The organism is Erythrobacter sp. W302b (assembly GCF_046452395.1).
Lineage (GTDB): Bacteria > Pseudomonadota > Alphaproteobacteria > Sphingomonadales > Sphingomonadaceae > Erythrobacter.
Genome location: NZ_JBKFDH010000001.1, coordinates 862,856 through 886,931, shown reverse-complemented (window position 1 = coordinate 886,931; position 24,076 = coordinate 862,856). Strand labels below are relative to the sequence as shown.

Genomic DNA, 24,076 nt, shown 5'->3' with positions numbered 1-24,076 from the left:
GCGTTCTTGCCCGTTCAGCTACGACCGGCAGGGGCTGCGCCGCGCTCCCCGATTGAAGCGCGGCCCCTGCCCTGTTAGCGCTGGGCCATGCCCCACACCGTACAATCTGCCGCATGACCCGCCCTGCCGTGCTTGTAACCGGCGGGGCGACCCGTATTGGCGCTGCAATCGTGCGCCGCTTTGCCGAGGCTGGGTGGCACGTGGTGATCCATTACCGCGCCTCCGCCACCGCCGCCGAAGCGCTCGCCGCCACTCTGCCCTCGGCCGAGACGATCGCTTTCGATCTTGCCGACGACGAGGCGGCGGTGGCCGCGGTGACGGGGCTCGCGGCGCGGCTGCCCGACTGGCGGTGCCTTGTGAACTCCGCGTCGGTCTTCGACTACGACGGTGTAACCGAACTTGATCCGGCAACGAACAGGTCTGCAATGCAGATCAACGCGCTTGCCCCGGCCCGCCTTGCCCAGGCCTTCATCGCCCACGCGATGAGCCCCGCCATGCGCTGCGTGATCCACGTGACCGACATGAAGATCGAAAACACCAATCCCGATTTCTTCAGTTACACCATGTCCAAACACGCGCTGGCTTCCACCATCGGGATGCTGGCCAAGGGCAACCAGAACACGGGCGTCAGGGTCTATGGCCTCGCGCCGGGGGCCGTGCTGGCCAGCCATGACCAGCGCGAGGAGGAGACCGAGATTTCACACCGCCTCAACCTGCTCCAGCGCAAGACCGGCGCTGACGAGATCGCCAATGCGGCGCTGTTCCTGAGCAGCGGCGCGCTGGAAAGCGGGCAGAGCCTGTTCATCGATAGCGGCCAGCATCTGCTCGATCAGCCGCGCGATGTCATCTGGCTCGCCCGCGAACAGGCGCAGGCGGCGGGGGCAAGCACATGAAAAAGCACGCGCTCTCGACCCGGCTGTGGCATTGGGTCAATGCCGCCACGATCATTGTGCTGTTCATGACCGGGCTGAATATCTCCAACGCGCACCGCTATCTCTACTGGGGCGATTATGGCTTCGATCCCAAGGATGCCTGGCTGAGCGTCATCAAGTTTCCCGGCTGGGCGACGATCCCGCAGCATTACAATCTCGCCCTCGCGCGTGACTGGCATACTACGGCAGCCTGGCCGTTCGGCGTGGGGCTGCTGTTCATCTGGGTCGCCATGCTGGTCAACGGCCATTTCCGCCGCGATCTCACCACCACCCCGCGCGACTGGACGCCGGGTGCGGTGATTGCCTCAGTCAAAGCGCATTCGGGCGACGGGGCAGCGCGTGGTTACAACCCGGTGCAGCGTATCCTTTATGGCGTGGTGTTCGGCGTGCTGCTGCCGCTGATGCTGTTCACCGGTCTCGCGATCAGTCCGGGCTTTCAGGCCGCCGCGCCCTGGCTGCTCGACGTGCTCGGCGGGCGGCAGAGTGCGCGCTCGCTGCATTTCATCGCCGCCTGGGGGATCTTCGGTTTCTTCGTGATCCACATCGTGCTGGCGCTGATCGACTGGCGGCTGATTATCGAGATGATCACCGGCGGCAAGCGCGCGGATGCGGCGCCCCCGTCCGCTCCGGCTCTACCCGAACCCGACGCCTTGCCCCCCGAAGATGGAGCGCCCGCCCATGGTTGATCTGCCGCGCCGTTCGCTGCTTGCCGGGATCGCCGCCATGGGCGCGGCGGCCTGCTCCAAGATCAACGAGAGCGAGACCGCCAAGAGCCTGTTCAAGGCCGCCGAGGACGGGCACCGCATCGCCCATCGTGCGCTCGCGGGCAAGCAGGGCCTCGCGCCCGAATATTCCCGCGCCGAACGTTCCCCCACATTCCGGGGCAATGGATCGGTGACGGTCGCCGATCCGTTCTATCAGGAGCAACTGGCCAAGGGCTTTCCCGAATGGAAGCTCGAGGTGACGGGGTTGGTCGAAAATCCGCTCACCCTCACGCTCGCCGAGGTCAGAGCGCTCCCGCAGCGCACCCAGATCACCCGGCACGACTGCGTCGAAGGCTGGAGCGCGATCGGCGAATGGCAGGGCCCGCAGCTCGCCGCGCTGCTGGATACGGCGAAGGTCAAGGAGGGGGCGAACTTCATCGTCTTCCGCTGCGCCGATGTGCTCTACGGGCGCGATTATTACGAGAGCATCGACATGGTCGATGCCTATCACCCGCAGACAATCATCGCCCACAGCCTCAATGGCGAGCCCCTGCCGGAGAAGAACGGCGCGCCGCTGCGGATGCGGATCGAACGGCAGTTGGGCTACAAGCAGGCGAAATATGTGAAGGCGATCGAAGCAGTCAAAAGCTTCGACGATATCGGTCAGGGCAAGGGCGGGTTCTGGGAGGATGTCGCCGGCTACCAGTGGTACGCCGGGGTCTGACGCCGATCAGGGAAGGTCGCGCAGCGAAGCCGCCCAACTCTCGGCGATCATTTCCTCCAGCACGGCAAGGTCGATATCGGCGAGCTTGTTGACGTAGAGACAGCTCGCGCCCTGCGCATACTTGCCGAGCCGCGCCAGCGCCTGCTGGCGGCGCGCCTCGTCCTCGGGCGTGCGGCAGCCGATGGAGAGATAGAGCGAGTGCTTGGCCTTTCTTGGCGAAAACCCGATCCGCAGCGAATGCACCTTGCGGCCGCTGTCATAAACGGTGTGATACGCGCCATAGCCGATGATCGTAGGCCCCCACATCTTCGGCGCCTCGCCTGTCACCTTGCGGAACAGGGCATCGAGCACTTGCGCCTCTTCACGCTTGGCCGGGGGTTCGACGGCCGCGATGAACGCCTCGGCCGCAACATCGGTGATCGTTGTCTTCGCTTCGGCCATGGCCGCACTCCCCTGCCCTCGAACCGGTGATATTGCGAAAGCCGCTTTCCCGGCTAAGCTTACGCTCGCCAGCATCCTTGAAAGAAGCCTCATGAGCAAGCCTCTCCTCGACCGGTTTTTGTCGCGCGCTGTGAAGCAAGGCCGCCTCGGCATTGTCTTCGCCGATGGCAGCGCCAGCACCTATGGCACGAGCACGCCCGGCTTTCCCGAGATCGTGCTGCGCTTTACCGATGCCCGCGTGCCGCGCGACATCCTGCTCGACCCCCGGCTCGGTGCGGCGGAGGCCTTTATCGATGGGCGGCTGCTGATCGAGGAAGGCGACGTGATGGGCCTCGTCAGCCTGCTGCGCGCCAACAATCCGTGGGACAAGGGCGGCGATATCGGCAAGCCAAGCCGGATGAAGCGCTTGATCAACCGCGCGAGCTTTGCCGCCGAACAGATCAACAACCGCGTCGGGTCCAAGCAGAACGTCGCGCACCATTATGACATCGGCAATCCGCTCTATGCCATGATGCTGGACGCGGAGCATTGGCAGTATTCCTGCGCCTATTGGCCCGAAGGCGTGACCACGCTGGCCGAAGCGCAGGGGGCGAAACTGGCGCATATCGCGAAGAAGCTGGCGCTGTCAGCCGGGCAGCAAGTGCTTGATATCGGCTGCGGCTGGGGCGGACTGGCGATCCATCTGGCCAAGCACCACGATGTGCGGGTGACGGGCATCACCCTGTCCGAGGAACAGGCTGCGCTCGCCCGGGAACGGGTGCACGCCGCCGGGGTCGCCGACAAGGTGACGATCCTGCTGGAGGATTACCGCGACACCGCCGCCAGCGGACGCCGGTTCGACCGGATCGTCTCGGTCGGGATGTTCGAACATGTGGGCCGCGCGCAGTTCGAGACCTTCTTTGCCGATTGTGCGCGCATGCTGGCGGATGACGGGGTGATGCTGCTCCACACCATCGGCCGTTTCGGCGGGCCCGGCACGACCGATGCCTTCACCCGGAAATACGTCTTCCCCGGCGGCTATATCCCTGCCCTGTCCGAAACGCTGGCGGCCAGCGAGAAGGTCCGCCTGATTGCCGCCGATGTCGAGACGCTCCGGCTGCACTACGCCAAGACAATCCGCGCCTGGTACGCCAATTGCCTCGCCAACCGCGAGGCGATCATCGCCCTGCATGACGAGCGGTTCTTCCGCATGTGGACTTTTTACCTCGCGGGCGCGGCGACCGTCTTCGAGAATGGCGGGATGTGCAATTACCAGATCCAGTACGTCCGCAGCCGTCATGCCCTGCCGATCACACGGGATTATCTGATCGGCAGTTAAGCGGGCTCCCCGCTCGATCCCGGACGGTTACGGGGACGGTAGACCGGGCCAAAGCCCATCAGCGCCGCTCCCACCAGTGGCAGGGCGATCACCCACCAGCGCACGCCGGATACGCCTTCGGGGCTGGCGATCGTCAGCCCGGCCGTCGCTCCGAGTCCCGCGCAGATCGCCAGCACGCCCAGCACCGCGCGCAGGCGCGGCACCGTGCGACCGCCGCGGATCGGACCGAAGCTGCGCTCATGCCGCGCGAAGATGGCGATCATCGGCAGCAGGGCGAGGATATAGAGCGCGATCCACAGTGGGCGGCTCGCCCACCAGGCACCCGTGCCCGGAACGGGATCAAGCCCCGCCCCGCCCAAGGCCAGCCAAGCGACGGTCATCACCAGCACGAAGGCGGTGAGGTGCCACAGGAACACGGTCATGATCATCCCGTTCATCAGCACCGTCGCCGTCCAGACGCCTACGTGGTCGAGCATCCGCCGCCCCGCCGGCTCCAACGCGAGCACCAGCCCGATCTGCACCGCGCCCAGCGCGAACAGCGCCAGGGTCGGCGGGAGGGAATTGGAAAAGCCGCCCGGCGCGGACACCATCGAGACGGGGTAGAAGCCGTAAACCGTGATCGACACGAGGATCGCCAGCGACACCGCGAACCATACCCACGCAAACCACGTCGCCGCAAACTTGCCCGCGCGCCAGGCAAAGCCCAGCTGGTGAATGCCGAGGAACACCCAGAGGAAATTGGTGAAGTTGACCCACGGCACCTTGGCAGTGAAGGTCAGCCAATCGGTCAGCATCGCGGCCGGGATGAAGACGGCAAAGCTGAGCCACCCGAACCTTTGCCACGCGCGATAGGCGATCGGCGTGAAGGCCGTCACCAGCAAATAGACCGCAAGGAACCACACCGGGATCAGCGCCGCTTCGGTCGCCATGCGGATCTGTGTCCGCGGCAGGCCGACCTGAGTCATCACCACAGCCAGCGCCGCCCACAGCAGCAGCACCGGGAAGGTCGGCGTGATCAGGCGCTGCACCCGGCTCGCCAGCCAGTCACGGTAAACACCGGCCTGATCGCGCGGAGCCTTGGCGGTGGTCGCAGCCCAGCTCACTGAATTGGAATAGCCGCCGACCAGAAAGAACACCGGCATGACCTGAAAGCCCCAAGTCAGCCAATGGGTCCATTCGGCTACCGACAAAAGGTCACCGCGCCGCAGCTCGCCGGAAGCGTCGACATAGAGCCCCGCCATCAGCCAGTGGCCGATCACCACGGCCATGATGGAAACCGCGCGCAGAAAATCGACCCAGCGATTGCGCTCGGGCGGGGTCATGTCCGCCAGTTCGCGCGCCTTGCTCCACATTGTCAGCATTCTCGGACCCCTCCCACGCGGCCGGTTTGCACCGCATGGCAGGGGTCTAGCACCGAATTCTGAAAGGAGAATTGCCGCCGATGCGGCCTTCCCCGCTCGTGTCAGGCCCCGACGAGCTTCACCACGCCATGATCGTCGGTGTGATCGCCGTGCCGGTGATGCAGATGCCCGTCATGCACGAAATCCATGTGATCGCCGTGCTGGACGGTCATATGCTCCTCGCCCGCATGTCCGTGCGGATGATCGTCGGTGGTGACCCGCGCCACAAGTTCCTCCGCATCGGGATTGGCATCGCTCACCTCGATCACATGCTCATCGACATGCCCGTCATGCGCGTGGTGGAGGTGCCCGTCGTGCAGGTAATCGACATGGCCGGCGTGATCGATGGCCTGATGGCCGCAGCCCTTGGCATGGGCGTGGCCATCGTGCCCGCCATGGAGCACCTCATGCGCCATCACCGGCGCGGAAATCAGGGGAAGCGCCAGCAAAGCGCTGTACAGGGATCGATGCATGATTGTGCCCTCCACAAATAACGATCCCGCTGCCCCCATACACGATCGGCGGGCCGAAGTCGCATGGAATGTTCACACATCTGAGGACATTAGGCGGTCCCGCCCAACCATGCACGAAAGCGCGATTGCCCCCGCCCGCGCGCGCTGTTAGGGCGCCGCGCAATCATTCCCAAGGAAGCGTGCCATGGCCCAGCCCCAGAAAGTCGTCCTCGCCTATTCGGGCGGTCTCGATACCAGCGTCATCGCCAAGTGGCTGAGCGTCGAGCGCGGGTTGGAGGTGGTGACATTCACCGCCGATCTCGGCCAGGGCGAAGAAATCGAACCCGCGCGCGCCAAGGCTCGCGCCATGGGCATTCCCGACGATCACATCTTCATCGAGGATGTGCGCGAGGAATTCGTGCGCGATTTCGTCTTCCCGATGATGCGCGCCAATGCCCGCTACGAGGGCGATTATCTGCTCGGCACCAGCATCGCCCGCCCGCTGATCTCCAAGCGTCTCGTCGAGATCGCGCACCAGACCGGCGCCGACTTCATCGCCCATGGCGCGACGGGCAAGGGCAATGACCAGGTGCGGTTCGAACTCAGCGCCTATGCGCTCGATCCCGACATCAAGGTCATCGCCCCTTGGCGCGAATGGAACCTCACCAGCCGCACCGCGCTGATCGCCTGGGCCGAGGCGCACCAGATTCAGGTGCCCAAGGACAAGCGCGGCGACAGCCCCTTCTCGACCGACGCGAACCTCCTCCACACCTCGTCCGAGGGTAAGGTGCTGGAAGACCCATGGGAGGAAACCCCCGACTATGTCTATTCGCGCACAGTCAATCCTGAGGACGCGCCCGACCAGCCGGAATACATTACGGTGGACTTCGAGAAGGGCGACGGCGTCGCCCTGAACGGCGAGGCCATGTCGCCCGCCACGCTGCTGGCCGCATTGAACGATCTCGGCCGCAAGCACGGCATCGGCCGGCTCGATCTGGTTGAGAACCGCTTCGTCGGGATGAAGAGCCGCGGGATGTACGAAACTCCCGGCGGCGAAATCTACGCCCGCGCGCATCGCGGGATCGAGCAGATCACCCTCGATCGCGGCGCGGCGCATCTCAAGGACGAGCTCATGCCGAAATATGCCGAGCTCATCTACAACGGCTTCTGGTTCTCGCCCGAGCGCGAGATGCTGCAAGCCGCGATCGACCATTCGCAGGACAAGGTCACCGGCACCGTGCGCCTCAAGCTCTACAAGGGGCTGGCGAGCGTGGTGGGCCGCAAGTCGCCCTACTCGCTCTATTCGGAGGCCCATGTGACCTTCGAAGACGACGCCGGGGCCTATGACCAGAAGGACGCCGAGGGCTTCATCAAATTGAATGGCCTGCGCCTGCGCCTGCTCTCGCGCCGCAACCGCGACGCCTGATCGGGACTCAAGGCGGGGAAAACCGAGTCGGGCCGCTGGGTGGAGCGGCCTGAAGTCCCTATCCTGACAGCTTGAAGGCGGTTCTGTGTCCGCTCTTTGCGCCGCTTCGTGATGATTGCGACGAAGCGTTGACTTATCCACTCGTGTCCACAGGACAAATCGCCTGAAGTGGAAAACTCACCGGTTGGAATGTTGTCAGATCGCCGATTCAGGCGCACCTTCAACTTGTCTTCGGGACACGAAGCAACCGGAACGGAAAGCCGCAAGGCCTTGAAGAACCTGAGGTTTTGATCCCAAAGATGGCGGTGGCATCTGTCCACGCGCTCAGCTGGAGACGGCATGCAGGAGGCTTCGGCCAAAGGCAAGTCAGCTCATTAACGGGTGAGAGCGACGCGATGACACCGGACAGGCCAAGAACCTGGCCGGACGGAAGAGCAGCGGAACCGGCGAAAGCCCCCAAGCCGCCGCGCTTCAGATCGGTAAAGGAACGCGGTCTCGGCCGAGCGAATGCGCAAGGCAGCGAAAATCGACCGGCTTCGGCGGGACGGTGGACGCAGCTGGCAGAAGCAAAGCCGGATGCCGGCGCGAGCGCCGGTGACGAAGCTCTGGCAAAGCCAGTCGCAAGACCGGGCAGCGAGAGGTTAGACATCGGGCGCCAAGCATGGCCCGGAGCGAAAAGATGCCGAAGGTTCGCCGGACGCATCAGGAGCGAGGGTCATCCACACGCCGGTGAGAGTGGGGTCGGCAGCAATGCCGGCCCCATTTGCATTGGGCGGGCCCGCTGGCCTCCCGGCCCATCACCCTTGCCCGAGTCGCCTCGCGCAAAAGGCCTACGCCGATGGCCACGCGTCGGCCGATGTTCCAACGGTTCATCGCATTTCCAGGGCAACTCACTCCCCACTGGAACCCTCCCGGCGACGAAATGCTAACCTGGTTTGCTTTTGGGAAGGTCCCCGCCCTATCCGCCCCGCCATGCGGACGGGAAATCGCATCCATGGCCTTGATGCCCGCAGTGCCGCGACGCGGACCTTGCAAGCCATCGCACTCGCCGGCTTGCTCGGCCTTGCGCCGCTTGCTGCGTCGTCAGCGGCGACTCCGGATGCGGCCACCTCGCGGATCGAGCCTGCCACCAGCGCGGCGATCATTGAATTGGTGCCGCTCCAGCCGACTGCTGAGGTCACCGTACCTGCCGCAGCGATCGAAGAGCCAGCTCCCTCCGCCCCGCAGGAAACCGTCCTCGGCCGTGGCAGCGCCTCCTACTACGCGTCCAAGTTCAATGGCCGCCGGACCGCCAGCGGTGAGCGGTTCGATAATTCCGACCTGACCGCAGCCCACCGCAGCCTGCCCTTTGGCAGCCGCGTGCGTGTCACCAACCCCGCCAATGGCCGCAGCGTCATCGTGCGCGTCAATGATCGCGGCCCCTTCACGCGCGGGCGGCTGATCGATGTCAGCCGCGCCGCCGCCGAAGAACTCGGCATGGTCGCGCGCGGCCACGCCGATGTCGAACTGGCACTGATCGCCGACTGAGCGGCCTAGGGGTTTTCCGCGTAGCTCATCCCGAGGCTCGACGTATCGCCGGTAACCTTGAGCTTCAATGTCGCGGTCTTCTGGTCCGACGTATTGCGCAGCAAGGCCATCTCGCCCGGCGCAATCTGCGCATCGACCGCTCCGCCCGGTGCGACTGTCGCGCGCCCCACTTCTGCGGCGCCTTCGGCCTTGCTCAGCACCACCACCGCAACCGGCCCGGTGTTTGTGCCGGTGACGACAAAGCCCCCTTCCTGCCCGCCGCCCAGCTCGAAGGTCTGACCGGGTTCGATCTGGAGGTTGGAGTTGATCGTCCCCGCCTGCACCGCCGCGCCCAGCGCAGTCAGAGCCAGAGCAGCGGCCAAGACCGAGGTGGGACGGAAAATCTTGAACGGCATGATGCGGCACTCCTTTGCGCTGTTTCCCATCCGCCTTCAGTAACGCGCTCTTGCCCCTGCCGGATGCAGCCGCCTGACGATTGCGTCCCTTCGGCTCTTGCGTTCAGTGTCTGCCCGGTTAGGACTTCGCGCGGTTTGCAGGGGGAACGTCGTCATCACGCTCACGCTGATCGTGCTCTATGTCGCTGCCCAGATTGCGCTGGCCGTGTGGGCCGGGCGCGGGGCAAAGTCCGATGCCGACTATCTCGTGGCCGGTCGCAGCCTCGGCCCCTTCGCCGTTGGCATGAGCCTGTTCGCCACCTGGTTCGCCTCCGAAAGCCTGATCGCCACCTCGGGCGAGGTCGCGCGTGACGGGATCGCGGGCGCCCGGGCCGAGCCCTTTGCCTATGCCATCGGCATCCTCGCCATCGCGCTGTTCTTCGCCCACCGTCTCAGGAGCGGCGGCTTCATCACCATCGCCGATTTCCTGCGCAGCAAGTTCGGCCCCGCGACCGAGAGCCTCGCCGCTATCGTCATCGCGCTGTCCGCCACCACCTGGTCGGCCGCGCAGCTGTTTGCCTTTGCCACGATCATTTCGAGCGCATCGGGCCTCGATTTCACGCCCGCGCTGATCGGTGCCACGCTGCTGGTGATGACCTACACCCTGTTCGGCGGCCTCGCCGGAGATGTCGTCACCGACATCGTGCAGGGCATCGTCATCATCTTCGCGATTCTCATCCTGTTCGCGCTGATGGCGGAGGCATCGGGCGGCCTCACCGCCATGTGGGCCGCCGCCCCGCCGACCATCTGGAGCTTCACCGCGCCGGGTGAGAGCTGGATCGACCGCATCGAGCTGTGGCTCATCCCCATTGCCGGCACCATGGTCAGCCAGGAGGCGCTGTCCCGCACCCTCGCCGCCCGCTCGCCCGAGGTCGCGCGGCGGGGCGCCTTGTGGGGAGCGGCGATCTACCTCACCGTCGGGCTGATCCCGGTCAGCTTCGGCCTGTTCGGCCCGCAGCTCGCCCCCATCCTCGGCGTCACCTTCGGCGCGGACGAGGCGTACCTCCCCAGCCTCGCCCAAGCCCTGTTCCCGCCGTGGCTGCTGATCGTCTTCACCGGAGCGCTGGTGTCAGCGATCCTCTCCTCGGTCGATTCCGCCCTGCTCGCCGTCTCGGCCGTGGTGACGGAGAGCGGATACCGCCGCCTCCGCCCCGAGGCCTCCCCCCTCGCTCTGCTGCACGCCGCGCGGCTGGCGACAGTGGCGGCGGCGGCGGTCGCGGCGGTGCTGGCGATGCAGGGGGAGTCCTTGCGCAACCTCGTGCTCGATGCCGGAGCGATTGCCGCGGTGCTCGCCGTGCCGATCATCGCGGGCCTCGCCGGATCCACCGCCCGCCGCGCGGCGCTGGCGGCGATCGGGGTGCAGATGGCCGTGCTGGGCGTGCTCGACTGGGGCCTGGGCGTGCCCGGCGCCTTCCTGTGGATGGCGGCGTGCGGGGCGCTGACCTTCGCCGCGCTCAGCCGCTGGGATGCCCGCGCGAGCGCGGCCGCACCCGCCGCCTGAGCGCGATCCGCAAGCCCCGCCAACCCCCGACAAGCGCCGTCACAACCCCGCCAAAACCCGCGATGAATGCGCAAGACCTGTCGACCACACGACAGCCCGCGACACCGCGCGCCCTTATTCGGGCAGCGAGCGGCGACGGCCCAGCAACAGCCGCTCATTGGCGAGCACGATGGCGCGGGCCTCCTCGTTGACCGGACGGGCCTCAAGCAGCGGTGGCGCAGCACCGCCGGAGGCTGAACCAGCAGGCCCATTAAGGTGCCCCCCGATCCGCCCGGCCTCCACATGGCCGAGCCAGTCGGCCACAAACGCCTGCGCGTCGGGATCGAGCATCGGCGAAGGCCCCTTGGGCAGCTTGCGCGTGTTGTCATGGGCGGGCGGAGCGAAGGCGGCGGGGTTGATGCGGTCCATGAGCAAGCGGCTCCCAGCAAGCGGCGGACGTGCCGCAAAGCCCCGCCCCCGCTATCCCTCCCCTACGCGGAGCGCCCGAGGCCCCTGCCCCCGTGACAGCGCGCCGAGGGGCTGGCGGGACGAAGGGGCTGACGGGAGGGAGGTGCGCAGGGCCGACGCTTGGGTGGGAGGGTATGCTGGGGGTGGGGATGTAGGAAACGGGCGAGTGCAGAATCGCGCGATACGCGCTATCCCCAATCCTCAAACATCGTCGCTTCACTTCGATTTTCAAAGCAGATACCGTCAGGCCGGAGGCGTTTAGACCATGGACAATCATGAGAGGCAGCTTTGGGAGCCGGATGATGCTGGTGACCCACAGGCAACTCCACCGACTTCGCGGAAGCTGATCACACAGCCATACGACCTTACTGTTGGAGCCCTACTCGACCAAATTGAGCGGGGCATCTTGCATTTGAAGCCATTGAGTGGCCGTCCCAAGTTACAGCGTCGCTATGTATGGCCCAACGGATTGGCGTCGAGACTAATCGAGTCAATGTTGCTTAACGTTCCGATCCCACCCTGTTATTTCGCACAAGACGCTGATTTCGAAAATGAAGTTATCGATGGCCAGCAAAGACTTTATTCGCTTTACAGATTTCACGATAACCAATTTGCACTTCAAGGACTGGAGACACTTTCTGAGTTGAATGGGAAGAGCTTTTTTCAGCTTCCCAGAAATCTACAGAATAAGATGCTTAGCTACACTCTTCGATGTGTGGTTATAACCAATGACTCAGATGACGACCTAAGATTCGATGTTTTTGAGAGATTGAATTCAAACACCGTCCCCCTCAATGCTCAAGAATTACGAAATTGCGTCTATCGCGGCGCCTTTATTGAACTTCTTAGTGATTTGGCCGAAAACAAGTCGTTTCTAGAAGTATTGAGGCGGAAGGAGCCAGATTCTCGCATGAGGGGCGAGGAGCTCATTCTTAGATTTTTCGCGTTTAAGGAATTAGGGCTTCAAACTTACAGAACGCCTCAGAAATTTTGGTTAAACTCGATGGCCGAGTTTGGTCAAAAATACGATGAACAAAAAATTGAGCAACTCCGCGTTACTTGGCTGACTGGCCTGAATAATGCCATTTCAATCTTTGGCGTCAAAGACGCATTCCGTAGACCAACGATCGGTGCACGATCAGCACCAATCAATAAAGCGCTTGTGGATATGCATATGCTATCGCTTTGCGATCTACCCCGCGAAACGGCACTTGAGATTGCCGATGAATACCAAGCAGTTCATAATGCACTTCTGTTGAACGAGGAATTTAGCGATCTAATCAGTAGAGCGGTGGATCACAAAAGTAGAACCACGCTTCGGTTTGCACTCTGGAATACGGCCATGGTTCACCTCAATATCTCCATCGGTTAGCAATGACATATAGTCGGGCCTTCCAAAAATTTGAAGATCGCCTTGAAGAAGTGAAGCACCTAAAGGTGTTGGGGAATTCAAGGGTACGAGTCATCAGAAAAAAACTCGTTGACAGCTCCTTTCATACCAATGCCCTCATAAGGGCGGCGACCGTGCTTCTTTCAAGCCACATTCAGGGCTATGTAGAAGATCTCGCTGAACTTCTACTTGAGCGCGCCATCGCTTGCGGGAAGAACGGAGACATTATGCCGGACACCTTCCGGTATCAGTATCTGAAAGGTGAGATAAAGGCGCTGAGGCAAAGCGATGATCCCGACAAGCTAGTGCGCGCGGCGAGACGCCTCAATGCTAAGTCAGATATTTTAGACATCACAAAGCCACTGCCTAGCATCGAGGAAGATGCGTCCTACAAAGACGGGTTTGGTAATCCAACTTCGACTGAAATAAAGAAGTTTTTATCTCGGTTTGGTGTAAAAGATCTTGACATCTCCCTAAAGATTTATCTCAAGACTCAAACATACATTGCCGGGAATGCGGTAGATCAAATTATTGATCGCAGAACAAAGATCGCACATGGGGACCCTTCAGCAACTCTTACACCTAAGGATTTTCTCGATTATTTGAATCTTGTTAGAAAATATTGCGCTGCAATTGATAGATCAGCGTGTAAACATTTCAAAAATATTGGGTGTACTGGATTTTATTGAGGAATTGAATAAGTGTACTCCATTTGGACTTCCGCCAAACGCAATCTCTTGCGCCTTCTTCATGCCTTCGGATGAACCATTCCGGGGCCTCGGGATGGATGCTGAAATGAATTCAGCATGACGGGGGTGTTCGGAGCAGCCTCGCCTGCCCCTCCACCACCTTCGGTGGTCCCCCTCCCCTTGCTGGGGAGGATCAGCGCTTGCCGCATTCCCACCCCCAGCCCCTCCCGCAGGCGGGAGGGGAGGACTACTTCCCCAACAACCCCGCCAGATACTGCCCCGTGAACGACCGCGGCTCCTTCACCACCTTCTCCGGCGTGCCCTCCGCGATCCTGAAACAAGTTCAGGACAGGCTGTAGTTGCCTACCGTTGGAGCAAAGGCGCGAGGTATTGCCCGGTAAAGGAACGAGGCTCCTTGGCGACCTGTTCGGGTGTTCCGACGGCAACCACCTCCCCGCCCCTCACCCCGCCCTCGGGGCCAAGGTCAATAATCCAGTCGGCGGTCTTGATCACGTCGAGGTTGTGCTCGATCACCACCACCGAATTGCCGCCCTCCACCAGCCGGTGCAGCACTTCGAGCAGCTTGCGCACGTCCTCGAAGTGCAGGCCCGTGGTCGGCTCGTCGAGGATGTAAAGCGTCTGCCCGGTCGAGCGCCTCGCCAGTTCCTTCGCCAGCTTCACCCGCTGGGCTTCCCCACCCGATAAAGTCGTCGCCTGCTGGCCGACCTTTACGTAGCCGAGGCCCACCTCGTTCAGCATCCGCATCTTCTCGCGGATCGGGGGGACGGCCTTGAAGAATTCCTCGGCGTCCTCGATCGTCATGTCGAGCACGTCGGCGATCGAGTGGCCCTTGAACTTCACCTCCAGCGTCTCGCGGTTGTAGCGCTTGCCGCCGCATTCCTCGCAGGTGACGTAGACGTCGGGGAGGAAGTGCATCTCGATCTTGATGAGGCCGTCGCCCTGGCACTTCTCGCAGCGGCCGCCCTTGACGTTGAAGGAGAAGCGCCCGGGCTTGTAGCCGCGCGCGAGGCTTTCGGGGAGGCCGGCGAACCAGTCGCGGATCTGGGTGAAGGCGCCGGTGTAGGTGGCGGGGTTGGAGCGCGGGGTGCGGCCGATGGGGGACTGGTCGATCTCGATGACCTTGTCGCAATATTCAAGCCCGGTGATGGCATCGTGCGCCCCCGCGATCACGCGCGCGCCGTTGAGGACGCGGCTGGCTCCCGCCTGGAGCGTGTCGATGGTGAGCGAGGACTTGCCGCTCCCGCTGACCCCGGTGATGCAGGTGAAGGTGCCGAGCGGGATCTTGGCGGTGACGCCCTTGAGGTTGTTGGCGCGGGCGTTCTTGACGACGATGTGGTGCCCGTTGCCCTTGCGGCGCTTGGCGGGCACTTCGATCTTGCGCTTGCCGGTGAGGTAGTCGGCGGTGAGCGAGCCCTTGGCCTTGAGGATCTGCTTCAGCGTCCCCTCGGCCACGACCTCGCCGCCATGCACCCCCGCGCCGGGGCCGAGGTCGACGATATGGTCGGCGGCGCGGATCGCGTCTTCATCGTGCTCGACGACGATCACCGTGTTGCCGAGGTCGCGGAGGCGCTTCAATGTTTCGAGCAGCCGGTCATTGTCGCGCTGGTGGAGGCCGATGCTGGGCTCGTCGAGCACATAGAGCACGCCCGAGAGGCCGCTGCCGATCTGGCTGGCGAGGCGGATACGCTGGCTTTCGCCCCCCGACAGGGTGCCGCTGGTGCGGTCGAGGTTGAGGTAGTCGAGCCCGACATTGTCGAGGAAGCCCAGCCGCTCGTTGATCTCCTTGAGGATCGCCTTGGCAATCTGCGACTGCTGCGGGGTGAGCTGCGCGTCGAGCCCCAGGAACCACGCCTTGGCATCCGCCACGCTCATCTGCACGGGCGTGGAGATATCCGCGCCGGCGACCTTCACGCTCAGCGCCTTCTCGTTCAGCCGCTTGCCCCCGCAGGTCTCGCAGGGCTGCGCGGTCTGGTACTTGGCGAGCTCCTCCTGCATCCACGCGCTTTCGGTCTGCATCATGCGGCGGTTGAGGTTGCCGATCACGCCCTCGAAAGCCTTGTTGACAGTGTATTCGCGGCGGCCGTCCTTGAAGGTCAGGGGCACCGGCATCCCGCCCGTGCCGTGGAGGATGATGAGCTTCTGATCGGGCTCCAGATCCTTCCACGGCGTGGTGAGGTCGAAGCCGTAGGCCTTGGCGAGGCTGGCGAGCACCTGCATGTAATAGGGCGACGGCGGGTTGGACTTGGCCCAGGGCACGACTGCCCCCTGCTTGAGGCTGAGCGCCTCGTTGGGCACCACCAGCTGCGGATCGAACAGCATCTTCTCCCCGATCCCGTCGCAGGCCGGGCAGGCGCCTTGCGGGGCGTTGAAGGAGAATAGGCGCGGTTCGATTTCCTCGATGGTGAAACCGCTGACCGGACAGGCGAATTTCTCGGAGAAGACGATGCGGTTGGGCGGCAGGCCCGCGCCCTTCATCGCGCCGCCTTGCGCCTCCGCCTCGCGCCCCGGCACCACGCCATCGGCCAGATCGGCATAGGCCAGCCCCTCGGCCAGCTTCAGCGCCTGCTCGAAGCTCTCGGCGAGGCGGGTCTGAAGCCCGTCCTTCACCGCGATCCGGTCAACCACCACTTCGATGTCGTGCTTGAACTTCTTGTCGAGCGCGGGGGCCTCCTCGATCGGATAGATCTCCCCGTCGATCCGCACGCGGGTGAAGCCCTGCCGCTGCCATTCGGCCAGCTCCTTGCGGTATTCGCCCTTGCGCCCGCGCACCACGGGGGCGAGCAGGTACAGCCGCGTGCCTTCGGGCAGCGCCATCACCCGGTCGACCATCTGGCTGACGGTCTGCGCGCTGATCGGCTCGCCCGTCGTCGGCGAATAGGGCGTCCCCACCCGCGCCCACAGCAGACGCATATAGTCGTAGATCTCGGTCACCGTCGCCACGGTCGAGCGCGGGTTGCGGCTCGTCGTCTTCTGCTCGATCGAAATTGCCGGCGAGAGCCCGTCGATATGCTCGACATCGGGCTTCTGCATCATTTCGAGGAACTGGCGCGCATAGGCGCTCAGCGACTCCACATAGCGTCGCTGCCCCTCGGCATAGATCGTATCGAAGGCGAGCGAGGATTTGCCGCTGCCCGACAGCCCCGTGACAACGATCAGCGCATCACGCGGCAGATCAATGTCGATACCCTTGAGGTTATGCTCGCGCGCGCCGCGCACGGAAATGGTCGTAAGGCTCATGGGTGCAATCTGTTCCGGAAATGTTCGCGTGGGTCAAGGGCGGCGCGGCGGGGTTATCCGCAAGGCACCACAGATGGGGACGGGCTCTAGCGGGTGCAACGGGCGAAGCGCCTTGCGGTTTCCCGATCTGTGCCGAGCTCTTCGGACCATCGGAGCCGAAGAAGGCAATCGGATGATCGGGTGCGCTTATGGCGATGCGAAATCGTCTTGCCTTTGCGTGGCATCCGCGGACCCAACGCGTGGCGCTAACGCTCGGCCGCCTTTTTCGGCATCGACCGATCAGTCTGCCGAGCAGGCCTACAGAAAAACTGAAGTCGCCTAAATATCGCAGATCAATCAAACGGAAGTCCGCTTTGCGATTCCTCGGCCGGGTCCCTTCAGGGTCGCAACCTGGCTCTTCGCACAGACGCGGCCGAGGGCCGGAACATGGCTGGTAGGATCACCCCCAAGTCTTCTCAGTCTGTTCCGGTTCCTCAGCCGCGATCAGCGCCTGCGATCCCGGTTCGCCAAGCCACCGCGCCCGCACGCCCCAGCCTTGCGCAATCACCGGCGGCGCCAAGGCGCTGTGCGGTGGGCCGTCCGCGATCAGGCGGCCCTCTTTCATCACCAGCACACGGTCGGCATGGTTCATCGCCAGCCCGAGATCGTGGAGCACCACGACCACGCCCTGCCCTGCCTGCGCGCAGGCCCGGAGATGGGCGGTCAGGCTGAGCTGATGCGCCAGATCCAGCGCGGCAAGCGGCTCGTCGGCGAGGATCCAGCCCGGTTCGCCGACCAGTACCCGCGCGAGCAGCACCCGCGCGCGCTCCCCGCCCGATAGCTGGCTGACGGGGCGATGACGCAGAGGTTCGAGATCGAGTGCCTGCAACGCGGCATCAATCGCCGCCGTCCCCCGGTCGCGCCAGGGCAGGCGGCCCAGCGCCACCAGCGCCTCGACCGCGACATCCCATGCGATGTCGGGCGCTTGCGGCAGATAGCCGATGCGCTGCGCCCGGACGCGCGGGTGCAGGCGGGCGAGGCTCTGGCCGTCCAACGTGACGCTGCCTGCGGCTGGCGGAAGCAATCCGGCCAGCCCCAGCAGCAGCGATGATTTGCCCGCGCCATTGGGGCCAACGATGGCGGTGATGGTGCCGGGCTGAAGCGCGGCGGACAGGCCGCTCACGACCTCGCGTCCGCCGCGGATCAGCACAAGGTTTTCGGCCGCCAGCATCTAGAGCCGCCCTTGCCGCATGCGCAGCAGCAGCCACCCGAAGAACGGCGCGCCGATCAGGGAGAGCGCGATGCCAAGCCGCAGCTCCGTCACCAACGGCAGCACCCGCACCACGCTGTCGGCGGTCAGCACCAGACAGGCCCCCGCGAGCGCGCTCGGGAGGATCAGGCTGGAGGGCAGGCGATCGGTGAAGGGACGCACCAGGTGCGGCACAACCAGACCGACAAAGCCGATGATGCCGGCCACCGCCACGCCTGCGCCCACGGTCAGCCCGATGCCCGCCACCAGCAACGCCAGCAGGCGGCGCGGATCGACGCCGAGCGAGCGCGCCGCCTCCTCGCCCAGTGTCAGTGCATCGAGGCTGCGCGCGGCCAGCGCCAGCACGACGATCCCGGCGGCGGTGAGCGGCGCGGCAATCGCGACTTCGCGCCATGAACGGTCGGTTAGCGCGCCATTGAGCCACATGACGATCTCGCTGAGGGCAAAGGGATTGGGCGCGAGGGTGATCGCCAGCGCGGTCATTGCGCCCGCGAGGCTCGCCAGCATCAGGCCGGCCAGCGTGAACAGCGCGATGCCGCCGCCCGCTCCGCCTGCAGCGTCCGAAGATGTGCGCCCGGCGATCAGCGCGAGCAGCGCCATGCCGAGGCCCGCTCCGGCGAGCGCCATCAGCGGCAGGCTCCACGCGGCCCATGCGGGCGGGATCGCCGCGCCGAACCAGAAGCTCGCCACCGCGCCCAGCGCTGCCATGGGCGCGATGCCGAACAGGCCCGGATCGGCCAGCGGGTTGCGCAGATAGCCCTGCATCGCCGCGCCCGCCGCGCCCAGCCCAGCGCCGATGGTAAGCGCCAGCACCGCGCGAGGCAGGCGCAGTTCGGCGAGGATCAGCAGCGTGTTGCCGGGGCCGAAATCGGCAGGCGCAATCCAGACGCGTCCGGCCAGCAGCGAGAGCGGCACCAGCACAGCGAGCACCGTCGCGAAGATCAGGCTCGCGCGGTTCATGGGCGGCGCTCCGCCTCGGCCCGGATCGCGCGGAGCCGTGCGCGCGTCCTGGGGATGGTCGACCCTCCGCAATAGATCAGCGCGGGGTTGAAGTCGGCGATCAGCATCCGTTTGTGTTGCGCTTCCAGCAGCGGATGGCGCTGCCCCGGCGCATCGCCTGCGATCAACAGCACGCGGGGCGGATCGCTGAGCACACGCTCAAGGCTGACCCGGTCCGCCTGCCCCAATCCGCGCGCGGCGGCATGGCTGGTGAAGCCCTCTTGCCGGAGCAATTCGGCGATAAGCGTCTGTTCGCCCGCGACGATCTCGCCCTCCTGCCACAGCAGCGCGTCAATCGGTGTGCCGGTTTGCGGCGGGGGCGCGGCAATGCGCGCAGCGAGCGCCTCGCCCTGTTCGGCATGGCCCGCGAGCGCGGCCACTTCACGCACCTGCGCCACGCTTTCCGCGACGGTGGTGGGGCTGCCGAAGGTCGCGACGGTGAGGCCAGCGCGCTCCAATGCCAAGCGCGTTGGCTGGGGCAGGAAAATCGAGGCGAGCACCAGATCGGGCTGGAGCGCGATCACCTCCTCCGCTGTCCCGCCCGTGACGCCGTAGCGCCGCGCCACGCCCGCCGGGATCGAACTTCCCCCTGGATCGCGGCTGTAATGCGACAGCGCGAGAACCTGCTCCGGCCCGGCAATCTCGACCAGAATGGCGTCAAGGCAGGGGTTGAGGCTGACGATCGTGGGGGTGTCCGTCTGGGCCTGCGCCACGGGCGCAGCGGGCGCGCAGGACGAGAGCCACAGCGCCGCTGCCAGCCCCGCCAGTCTTCCCCTCATGCTGATGCGATCCCGGCCATATCCGGCCCCGGCGATAGGGCGGCGGGGGCGCAGGCGCAACGGGTTAAGGTGCCGTGCCCACCTGTCCGGAAACGGGACGCAGGCCTCCGCCAGCCTCGCGGTTGGCGCGCCGCGCGCGTAAGGCCCGGACAGATCATGGCTCCGCTGCGCACCTCCTTCCCCTTCAAGGCCTCAACCGGACGCGGATGGTTGCCGCCTGTTGCCAACCTCCCCGGCAAGACCTGGCGCAAGCGCCTCGCGGTGCTGTTTGCCGCGATTGCCGTGCCCGCGATGGCCGCAACCGGCGGCGTCGGCACTCTGCCGGGCGATGCGATCGAAAGCACCGCGGCGCTCGCCACCCGTCGGGCCGCCGCAGCTGCCCTGCCGTTCGAGCGGCCAGGGATGAGCTTTCCCGGCTCCGCCTTCTTCTACATGGCCGACCCGGCCGGAACCGCGCTGGTCGCGCTGCCCACCGCCGATCCGCTCGCCTCGGGTGCGGAAAGCGGACGTGAGCTGGGCGCGCTGATCGATGTCGGCGCGGCGGCGCGGCCGTTCTATTCCCTCGGCGCCGGCGTCACCCACGCCCGCGCCGCCGAATGCCTCGCACAGGCGATCTGGTACGAGGCCGCGAGCGAGAGCGAGGCGGGCCAGCGCGCCGTGGCACAGGTGGTACTCAACCGCGTCGCTCACCCGGCGTGGCCCTCCAGCGTGTGCGGCGTCGTCTATCAGGGCTCGGACCGCTCGACCGGGTGCCAGTTCACCTTCACCTGCGACGGCAGCCTGGCGCGGCGGCCCTCGGGCGCCAGCTGGGCCCGTGCGCAGCGGATCGCGGCCGAGGCTTTGAGCGGCAGCGTCTATGCGCCGGTCGGGTTGGCGACGCATTATCACACGCTCTGGGTCAATCCCTACTGGGCCAACAGCCTCGACCATATCGGCAGCATCGGCGCGCACCGGTTCTACCGCAATCGCGGCGCGGGCGGGCAGGCTGCGGCGTTCAGCAATGCCTATGCGGGTCTTGAGCCGCTGGTGAGCGGGCGGACGACGGCTGCCCCGGCCACGACATCCGCGCCGGTTGCGCCTACGCCGAGCCATCCGGTCATCGCCTACGAACTCGATCCCTTGCCCGTGCGCCAGCAGGCGGCCCGCGGCGGCGCTGCCAAGGCCGATGACGCCCCCCTCCCCCCCTCTGCCCCGAGCGAGGCCTATACCGGCACCGGCACGGTCAAGGCCGAATATGCCCGCGCGGGCCAGTGGAAAGCCCAGCCGGGCGCGGCGCCTTCTGCGGCTCCGGCACCGGTTGCCACGGACTAGCAGCAAGCCTTCGCGCTGGCCCGAAACAGGGTTAAGCTCTTCTCAACCCTGTTATCACACCAAGCCTTAGCGGCGGATCGCTAGAGCGATCAGGAACGCCGCGCAGCTGATGACGCGGCGATGATAACGGGAATTGCCGCACCTCATGTCTGTTCGCTTTGCTTCCACCAATCACCCCGTCCGCCGTCTCGGCTGGCGCGCTGCGGGGCGCGGGCTGCTGGCTCCGGCGCTGGCACGGGCGGCCAATGACAATCGGCGGCAGGGTGCTGAGGGTGTGGCGGAACCCGCCCCGTTTGACCCGCTCCTGACCGAGGCGCTGCGGCACTTCGCCATCCACGGCCTTGCCTCGGCCGAAGCCGCTGTGGATGCGGCTGCCGATGCGGCGGCGCGCGGGGATGCCGAGGCGCAGGATCACTGGCTCGCGCTGACCCGCATGTTCGACCGCCGACTGGCCGCGCGCGCAGGCCGGGAGCTTATTCCCGCCTGAACAGCGCCCTGCCCTTACGGCAACTGCGCTAAGGGGTTCCCCTGATCGGCTGACCTGCCGCATTAATGAAATTGCGAACTATTTGCAAAGATAGTTGCCGTATCTGTCCTTTTGACGGTTGCAATCCCATTTTGAGCAGCCTACCGCCCGGTGTGTAACGGGTGCCATGCCGCTTGGGACGGGGGTTGGCGCCAGCATTTTGTGCGCGTGTTTGTCGTCCCGATGAATAAGGGAAGGACGTCCTCACAATGGCCCGCAAGAAAATCGCCCTCGTCGGCGCCGGCAATATCGGCGGCACGTTGGCCCACCTCGCCGCGCTCAAGGGCCTTGGCGATATTGTGCTGTTCGACGTGGTCGAAGGCGTGCCGCAGGGCAAGGCGCTCGATCTCAGCCAGTGCGGCCCTGTCGAAGGCTTCGATGCCAGCATCACCGGCACGAACGACTATGCCGATATCGCGGGCGCGGACGTGGTGATCGTCACCGCAGGTGTCGCGCGCAAGCCCGGCATGAGCCGCGATGACCTGCTCGGCATCAATTTGAAGGTGATGAAGGCGGTCGGCGAAGGCATCCGCGACAACTGTCCCGATGCTTTCGTGATCTGCATCACCAACCCGCTCGACGCGATGGTCTGGGCGCTGCGCGAGTTTTCGGGCCTGCCCGCGAACAAGGTCGTCGGCATGGCGGGCGTGCTGGACTCGGCGCGCTTTGCCACCTTCCTCGCCTGGGAATTCGGCGTCAGCGTCAAGGACGTGAACGCCTTTGTGCTCGGCGGCCACGGCGATACCATGGTGCCGGTGCTGTCCTACTCGACGATCAACGGCATTCCGGTCGCGGACATGGCCAAGATCAAGGGCATCTCCGAAGCGCGCCTCGGCGAGATCGTCCAGCGCACCCGCTCGGGCGGCGGCGAGATCGTCGCGCTGCTCAAGACCGGCTCGGCCTTCTATGCGCCCGCCACCAGCGCCATTTCGATGGCCGAAGCCTATCTCTACGACCAGAAGCGCATCCTCCCTTGCGCGGTGCAGGTTGACGGCAAGTACGGCGTCGACGGACTTTATGTTGGCGTGCCGGTGGTGATCGGCGCGAACGGCGCGGAAGAGGTGATCGAGATCAACCTCACCGACGAAGAGAAGGCCAACCTCCAGGTCAGCGTCGATGCGGTCAAGGAACTGCTCGAGGCGTGCAAGGCGCTGGATGGCAGCCTTGCTTAACCTCGCATCCCTCCGTCACCCCGGCGAAGGCCGGGGCCCAGAGGCGACCGCAGAACTGGGTCCCGGCCTGCGCCGGGATGACGAGTAGAGAATGGAACTCGGCGGCTACGTCTACATCATGGCGAGCCGTCGCAATGGAACGATTTACATCGGTGTCACCAGCGACCTTGCGAAGCGCGCTTGGGAACACCGGGAAGAACTGATCGACGGCTTCACGAAGAAGTATGGCTGCAAGATGCTGGTCTGGTTCGAACACCACGGAACCATCGAAGCGGCCATTCTCCGCGAGAAGCAGATGAAGGAATGGCGGCGGGCGTGGAAGCTGCGCCGTATCGAAGAGATGAACCCCGACTGGAACGACCTGTTCGAGTTGGTTTGTCATTGAGCGGTTCCGTCACCCCGGCGCAGGCCGGGGCCCAGAAATGGGATAGGCGGTTGGTAATTTCGCTGGGTCCCGGCCTTCGCCGGGATTACGGCTAGGATGAGAAAAGGAACGACACGAATGTCCATCCTCGTAAACAAAGACACCAAGGTCATCACTCAAGGGATGACCGGCAACACCGGCACCTTCCACACCCAGGCCGCGCTCGATTACGGGACGCAGATGGTCGCGGGCGTGACGCCGGGCAAGGGTGGCACCACCCATATCGGCCTGCCGCAGTATGACACCGTGCGCGAGGCCAAGGCCGCGACCGGCGCGACCGCCTCGTGCATCTACGTGCCGCCGCCGTTCGCTGCCGACGCGATCTGCGAAGCCATCGATGCCGAGATCGAGCTGATCATCTGCATCACCGAAGGCATCCCGGTGCTCGACATGGTCCGCGCCAAGCGTGCGCTCGCGGGCTCCAAGTCGCGCCTGATTGGCCCCAACTGCCCCGGGGTGCTGACGCCCAACGAGTGCAAGATCGGCATCATGCCGGCCAACATCTTCAAGAAGGGCTCGGTCGGCATCGTCTCGCGCTCGGGCACGCTTACCTATGAAGCCGTGCACCAGACCACCATGGCGGGCCTCGGCCAGACCACCGCGGTCGGCATCGGCGGCGATCCGGTGAACGGCACCAACTTCATCGACGTGCTCGACCTGTTCCTCGACGATCCCGAGACCGAGTCCATCATCATGATCGGCGAAATCGGCGGTTCGGCCGAAGAAGAAGCCGCCGCCTTCATCAAGGCCGAACGCGCCAAGGGCCGTAGCAAGCCGATGGTCGGCTTCATCGCCGGTCGCACCGCCCCTCCGGGCCGCCGCATGGGCCACGCGGGCGCGATCGTCTCGGGCGGTCAGGGCGGCGCCGAGGACAAGATCGCGGCGATGGAAGATGCGGGCATCCGCGTCTCGCCCTCGCCCTCGCTGCTCGGCGAAACGCTGGCCGCGATGCTGAAAGAGCTGGCGTAATCGC

The 24,076-nt window shown here is 65.0% G+C and carries 23 protein-coding genes; 14 read left to right on the top strand and 9 right to left on the bottom strand.

The annotated features are described in order from the left end of the window. Positions 1–113: 113 nt before the first annotated feature. From ACLBKT_RS04325 to ACLBKT_RS04315, 3 genes are read left to right on the top strand one after another with little or no spacing between them, the layout of a single operon-like run. Positions 114–893: an SDR family oxidoreductase gene (locus ACLBKT_RS04325; RefSeq protein WP_410181728.1), complete on the top strand. Its 780-nt coding sequence runs from the start codon at positions 114–116 to the stop codon at positions 891–893. Beyond that, on the top strand, positions 890–1,618 hold the full coding sequence (locus tag ACLBKT_RS04320) for a cytochrome b/b6 domain-containing protein (protein WP_410181727.1): 729 nt from the start codon (positions 890–892) through the stop codon (positions 1,616–1,618). Before ACLBKT_RS04325 ends, ACLBKT_RS04320 begins: the two co-directional genes overlap by 4 nt. Next, positions 1,611–2,360, top strand: coding sequence for a molybdopterin-dependent oxidoreductase (locus tag ACLBKT_RS04315; RefSeq protein WP_410181726.1), 750 nt, complete (start codon positions 1,611–1,613; stop codon positions 2,358–2,360). Before ACLBKT_RS04320 ends, ACLBKT_RS04315 begins: the two co-directional genes overlap by 8 nt. A 6-nt stretch (positions 2,361–2,366) precedes the next feature. Here the strand turns inward: ACLBKT_RS04315 and ACLBKT_RS04310 are convergent, their stop codons facing one another. Further along, positions 2,367–2,801: a DUF1801 domain-containing protein gene (locus ACLBKT_RS04310; RefSeq protein WP_410181725.1), complete on the bottom strand. Its 435-nt coding sequence runs from the start codon at positions 2,799–2,801 to the stop codon at positions 2,367–2,369. A gap of 91 nt (positions 2,802–2,892) precedes the next feature. On the opposite strand from ACLBKT_RS04310, the gene ACLBKT_RS04305 reads away from it, so the two are divergent. Then, the gene (locus ACLBKT_RS04305; protein ID WP_410181724.1) at positions 2,893–4,119 is read left to right on the top strand and encodes a class I SAM-dependent methyltransferase; all 1,227 of its coding nucleotides are present in this window, start codon (positions 2,893–2,895) and stop codon (positions 4,117–4,119) included. On the opposite strand, the gene ACLBKT_RS04300 is transcribed toward ACLBKT_RS04305, so the two are convergent. Further along, on the bottom strand, positions 4,116–5,480 hold the full coding sequence (locus tag ACLBKT_RS04300) for an acyltransferase family protein (RefSeq protein WP_410181723.1): 1,365 nt from the start codon (positions 5,478–5,480) through the stop codon (positions 4,116–4,118). The genes ACLBKT_RS04305 and ACLBKT_RS04300 overlap by 4 nt on opposite strands. 101 nt (positions 5,481–5,581) lie before the next feature. Continuing rightward, positions 5,582–5,992 (bottom strand): hypothetical protein, encoded by a 411-nt coding sequence (locus tag ACLBKT_RS04295; protein ID WP_410181722.1) that lies wholly within the window; start codon positions 5,990–5,992, stop codon positions 5,582–5,584. Positions 5,993–6,176: 184 nt separating this feature from the next. Between ACLBKT_RS04295 and ACLBKT_RS04290 the strand changes: the two genes are divergently transcribed. Next, entirely contained in the window at positions 6,177–7,397 is a 1,221-nt protein-coding gene (locus ACLBKT_RS04290; RefSeq protein WP_410181721.1) for an argininosuccinate synthase, read from the top strand. 972 nt (positions 7,398–8,369) lie between these two features. After that, on the top strand, positions 8,370–8,924 hold the full coding sequence (locus ACLBKT_RS04285; RefSeq protein WP_410181720.1) for a septal ring lytic transglycosylase RlpA family protein: 555 nt from the start codon (positions 8,370–8,372) through the stop codon (positions 8,922–8,924). Positions 8,925–8,929: 5 nt separating this feature from the next. Here the strand turns inward: ACLBKT_RS04285 and ACLBKT_RS04280 are convergent, their stop codons facing one another. Continuing rightward, the gene (locus ACLBKT_RS04280; protein ID WP_410181719.1) at positions 8,930–9,319 is read right to left on the bottom strand and encodes a hypothetical protein; all 390 of its coding nucleotides are present in this window, start codon (positions 9,317–9,319) and stop codon (positions 8,930–8,932) included. A 106-nt stretch (positions 9,320–9,425) separates the two neighbouring features. Between ACLBKT_RS04280 and ACLBKT_RS04275 the strand changes: the two genes are divergently transcribed. Beyond that, the gene (locus ACLBKT_RS04275; protein ID WP_410181718.1) at positions 9,426–10,859 is read left to right on the top strand and encodes a sodium:solute symporter family transporter; all 1,434 of its coding nucleotides are present in this window, start codon (positions 9,426–9,428) and stop codon (positions 10,857–10,859) included. A 114-nt stretch (positions 10,860–10,973) separates the two neighbouring features. Here the strand turns inward: ACLBKT_RS04275 and ACLBKT_RS04270 are convergent, their stop codons facing one another. Continuing rightward, entirely contained in the window at positions 10,974–11,267 is a 294-nt protein-coding gene (locus tag ACLBKT_RS04270; RefSeq protein ID WP_410181717.1) for a hypothetical protein, read from the bottom strand. 304 nt (positions 11,268–11,571) lie between these two features. On the opposite strand from ACLBKT_RS04270, the gene ACLBKT_RS04265 reads away from it, so the two are divergent. After that, positions 11,572–12,678, top strand: a complete 1,107-nt coding sequence (locus ACLBKT_RS04265) for a DUF262 domain-containing protein (protein ID WP_410181716.1) — start codon at positions 11,572–11,574, stop codon at positions 12,676–12,678. A 2-nt stretch (positions 12,679–12,680) separates the two neighbouring features. Continuing rightward, entirely contained in the window at positions 12,681–13,385 is a 705-nt protein-coding gene (locus ACLBKT_RS04260; protein WP_410181715.1) for an MAE_28990/MAE_18760 family HEPN-like nuclease, read from the top strand. Between the two features lie 363 nt (positions 13,386–13,748). On the opposite strand, the gene uvrA is transcribed toward ACLBKT_RS04260, so the two are convergent. From uvrA to ACLBKT_RS04240, 4 genes are all read right to left on the bottom strand, one after another. Further along, positions 13,749–16,643 (bottom strand): excinuclease ABC subunit UvrA, encoded by a 2,895-nt coding sequence (gene uvrA / locus ACLBKT_RS04255; RefSeq protein WP_410181714.1) that lies wholly within the window; start codon positions 16,641–16,643, stop codon positions 13,749–13,751. A gap of 439 nt (positions 16,644–17,082) precedes the next feature. Further along, a complete protein-coding gene (locus ACLBKT_RS04250) occupies positions 17,083–17,853 on the bottom strand; it encodes an ABC transporter ATP-binding protein (RefSeq protein WP_410181713.1) in 771 nt (256 codons plus the stop codon). Continuing rightward, entirely contained in the window at positions 17,854–18,852 is a 999-nt protein-coding gene (locus tag ACLBKT_RS04245) for a FecCD family ABC transporter permease (RefSeq protein WP_410181712.1), read from the bottom strand. Further along, the gene (locus tag ACLBKT_RS04240) at positions 18,849–19,670 is read right to left on the bottom strand and encodes an ABC transporter substrate-binding protein (protein ID WP_410181711.1); all 822 of its coding nucleotides are present in this window, start codon (positions 19,668–19,670) and stop codon (positions 18,849–18,851) included. The genes ACLBKT_RS04245 and ACLBKT_RS04240 overlap by 4 nt, the downstream gene beginning before the upstream one ends. A 156-nt stretch (positions 19,671–19,826) precedes the next feature. Between ACLBKT_RS04240 and ACLBKT_RS04235 the strand changes: the two genes are divergently transcribed. The 5 genes from ACLBKT_RS04235 (at position 19,827) to sucD (ending at position 24,072) form a co-directional block, all read left to right on the top strand. Then, complete coding sequence (locus ACLBKT_RS04235) at positions 19,827–20,981, top strand: cell wall hydrolase (RefSeq protein ID WP_410181710.1); 1,155 nt, start codon at positions 19,827–19,829, stop codon at positions 20,979–20,981. A 145-nt stretch (positions 20,982–21,126) separates the two neighbouring features. Then, positions 21,127–21,468: a hypothetical protein gene (locus ACLBKT_RS04230; RefSeq protein WP_410181709.1), complete on the top strand. Its 342-nt coding sequence runs from the start codon at positions 21,127–21,129 to the stop codon at positions 21,466–21,468. 248 nt (positions 21,469–21,716) lie between these two features. Continuing rightward, positions 21,717–22,679: a malate dehydrogenase gene (gene mdh / locus ACLBKT_RS04225; protein WP_410181708.1), complete on the top strand. Its 963-nt coding sequence runs from the start codon at positions 21,717–21,719 to the stop codon at positions 22,677–22,679. 91 nt (positions 22,680–22,770) lie between these two features. Next, positions 22,771–23,064, top strand: coding sequence for a GIY-YIG nuclease family protein (locus tag ACLBKT_RS04220; RefSeq protein ID WP_410181707.1), 294 nt, complete (start codon positions 22,771–22,773; stop codon positions 23,062–23,064). Positions 23,065–23,181: 117 nt separating this feature from the next. Continuing rightward, positions 23,182–24,072 (top strand): succinate--CoA ligase subunit alpha, encoded by an 891-nt coding sequence (sucD, locus tag ACLBKT_RS04215; RefSeq protein WP_410181706.1) that lies wholly within the window; start codon positions 23,182–23,184, stop codon positions 24,070–24,072. The last annotated feature ends 4 nt before the right edge of the window (positions 24,073–24,076 follow it).

Excerpts from the sequence above, each read along its gene's own strand:
- ACLBKT_RS04265 (WP_410181716.1), top strand. The coding sequence starts at position 11,572 with ATGGACAATCATGAGAGGCAGCTTTGGGAGCCGGATGATGCTGGTGAC.
- ACLBKT_RS04325 (WP_410181728.1), top strand. The coding sequence starts at position 114 with ATGACCCGCCCTGCCGTGCTTGTAACCGGCGGGGCGACCCGTATTGGC.
- ACLBKT_RS04240 (WP_410181711.1), bottom strand. The coding sequence starts at position 19,670 with ATGAGGGGAAGACTGGCGGGGCTGGCAGCGGCGCTGTGGCTCTCGTCC.
- ACLBKT_RS04295 (WP_410181722.1), bottom strand. The coding sequence starts at position 5,992 with ATGCATCGATCCCTGTACAGCGCTTTGCTGGCGCTTCCCCTGATTTCC.
- ACLBKT_RS04290 (WP_410181721.1), top strand. The coding sequence starts at position 6,177 with ATGGCCCAGCCCCAGAAAGTCGTCCTCGCCTATTCGGGCGGTCTCGAT.
- ACLBKT_RS04230 (WP_410181709.1), top strand. The coding sequence starts at position 21,127 with ATGTCTGTTCGCTTTGCTTCCACCAATCACCCCGTCCGCCGTCTCGGC.
- ACLBKT_RS04315 (WP_410181726.1), top strand. The coding sequence starts at position 1,611 with ATGGTTGATCTGCCGCGCCGTTCGCTGCTTGCCGGGATCGCCGCCATG.
- mdh (WP_410181708.1), top strand. The coding sequence starts at position 21,717 with ATGGCCCGCAAGAAAATCGCCCTCGTCGGCGCCGGCAATATCGGCGGC.
- ACLBKT_RS04235 (WP_410181710.1), top strand. The coding sequence starts at position 19,827 with ATGGCTCCGCTGCGCACCTCCTTCCCCTTCAAGGCCTCAACCGGACGC.
- ACLBKT_RS04250 (WP_410181713.1), bottom strand. The coding sequence starts at position 17,853 with ATGCTGGCGGCCGAAAACCTTGTGCTGATCCGCGGCGGACGCGAGGTC.
- ACLBKT_RS04270 (WP_410181717.1), bottom strand. The coding sequence starts at position 11,267 with ATGGACCGCATCAACCCCGCCGCCTTCGCTCCGCCCGCCCATGACAAC.
- ACLBKT_RS04220 (WP_410181707.1), top strand. The coding sequence starts at position 22,771 with ATGGAACTCGGCGGCTACGTCTACATCATGGCGAGCCGTCGCAATGGA.
- uvrA (WP_410181714.1), bottom strand. The coding sequence starts at position 16,643 with ATGAGCCTTACGACCATTTCCGTGCGCGGCGCGCGCGAGCATAACCTC.
- ACLBKT_RS04320 (WP_410181727.1), top strand. The coding sequence starts at position 890 with ATGAAAAAGCACGCGCTCTCGACCCGGCTGTGGCATTGGGTCAATGCC.
- ACLBKT_RS04305 (WP_410181724.1), top strand. The coding sequence starts at position 2,893 with ATGAGCAAGCCTCTCCTCGACCGGTTTTTGTCGCGCGCTGTGAAGCAA.
- sucD (WP_410181706.1), top strand. The coding sequence starts at position 23,182 with ATGTCCATCCTCGTAAACAAAGACACCAAGGTCATCACTCAAGGGATG.
- ACLBKT_RS04260 (WP_410181715.1), top strand. The coding sequence starts at position 12,681 with ATGACATATAGTCGGGCCTTCCAAAAATTTGAAGATCGCCTTGAAGAA.
- ACLBKT_RS04285 (WP_410181720.1), top strand. The coding sequence starts at position 8,370 with ATGCGGACGGGAAATCGCATCCATGGCCTTGATGCCCGCAGTGCCGCG.
- ACLBKT_RS04280 (WP_410181719.1), bottom strand. The coding sequence starts at position 9,319 with ATGCCGTTCAAGATTTTCCGTCCCACCTCGGTCTTGGCCGCTGCTCTG.
- ACLBKT_RS04310 (WP_410181725.1), bottom strand. The coding sequence starts at position 2,801 with ATGGCCGAAGCGAAGACAACGATCACCGATGTTGCGGCCGAGGCGTTC.
- ACLBKT_RS04300 (WP_410181723.1), bottom strand. The coding sequence starts at position 5,480 with ATGCTGACAATGTGGAGCAAGGCGCGCGAACTGGCGGACATGACCCCG.
- ACLBKT_RS04245 (WP_410181712.1), bottom strand. The coding sequence starts at position 18,852 with ATGAACCGCGCGAGCCTGATCTTCGCGACGGTGCTCGCTGTGCTGGTG.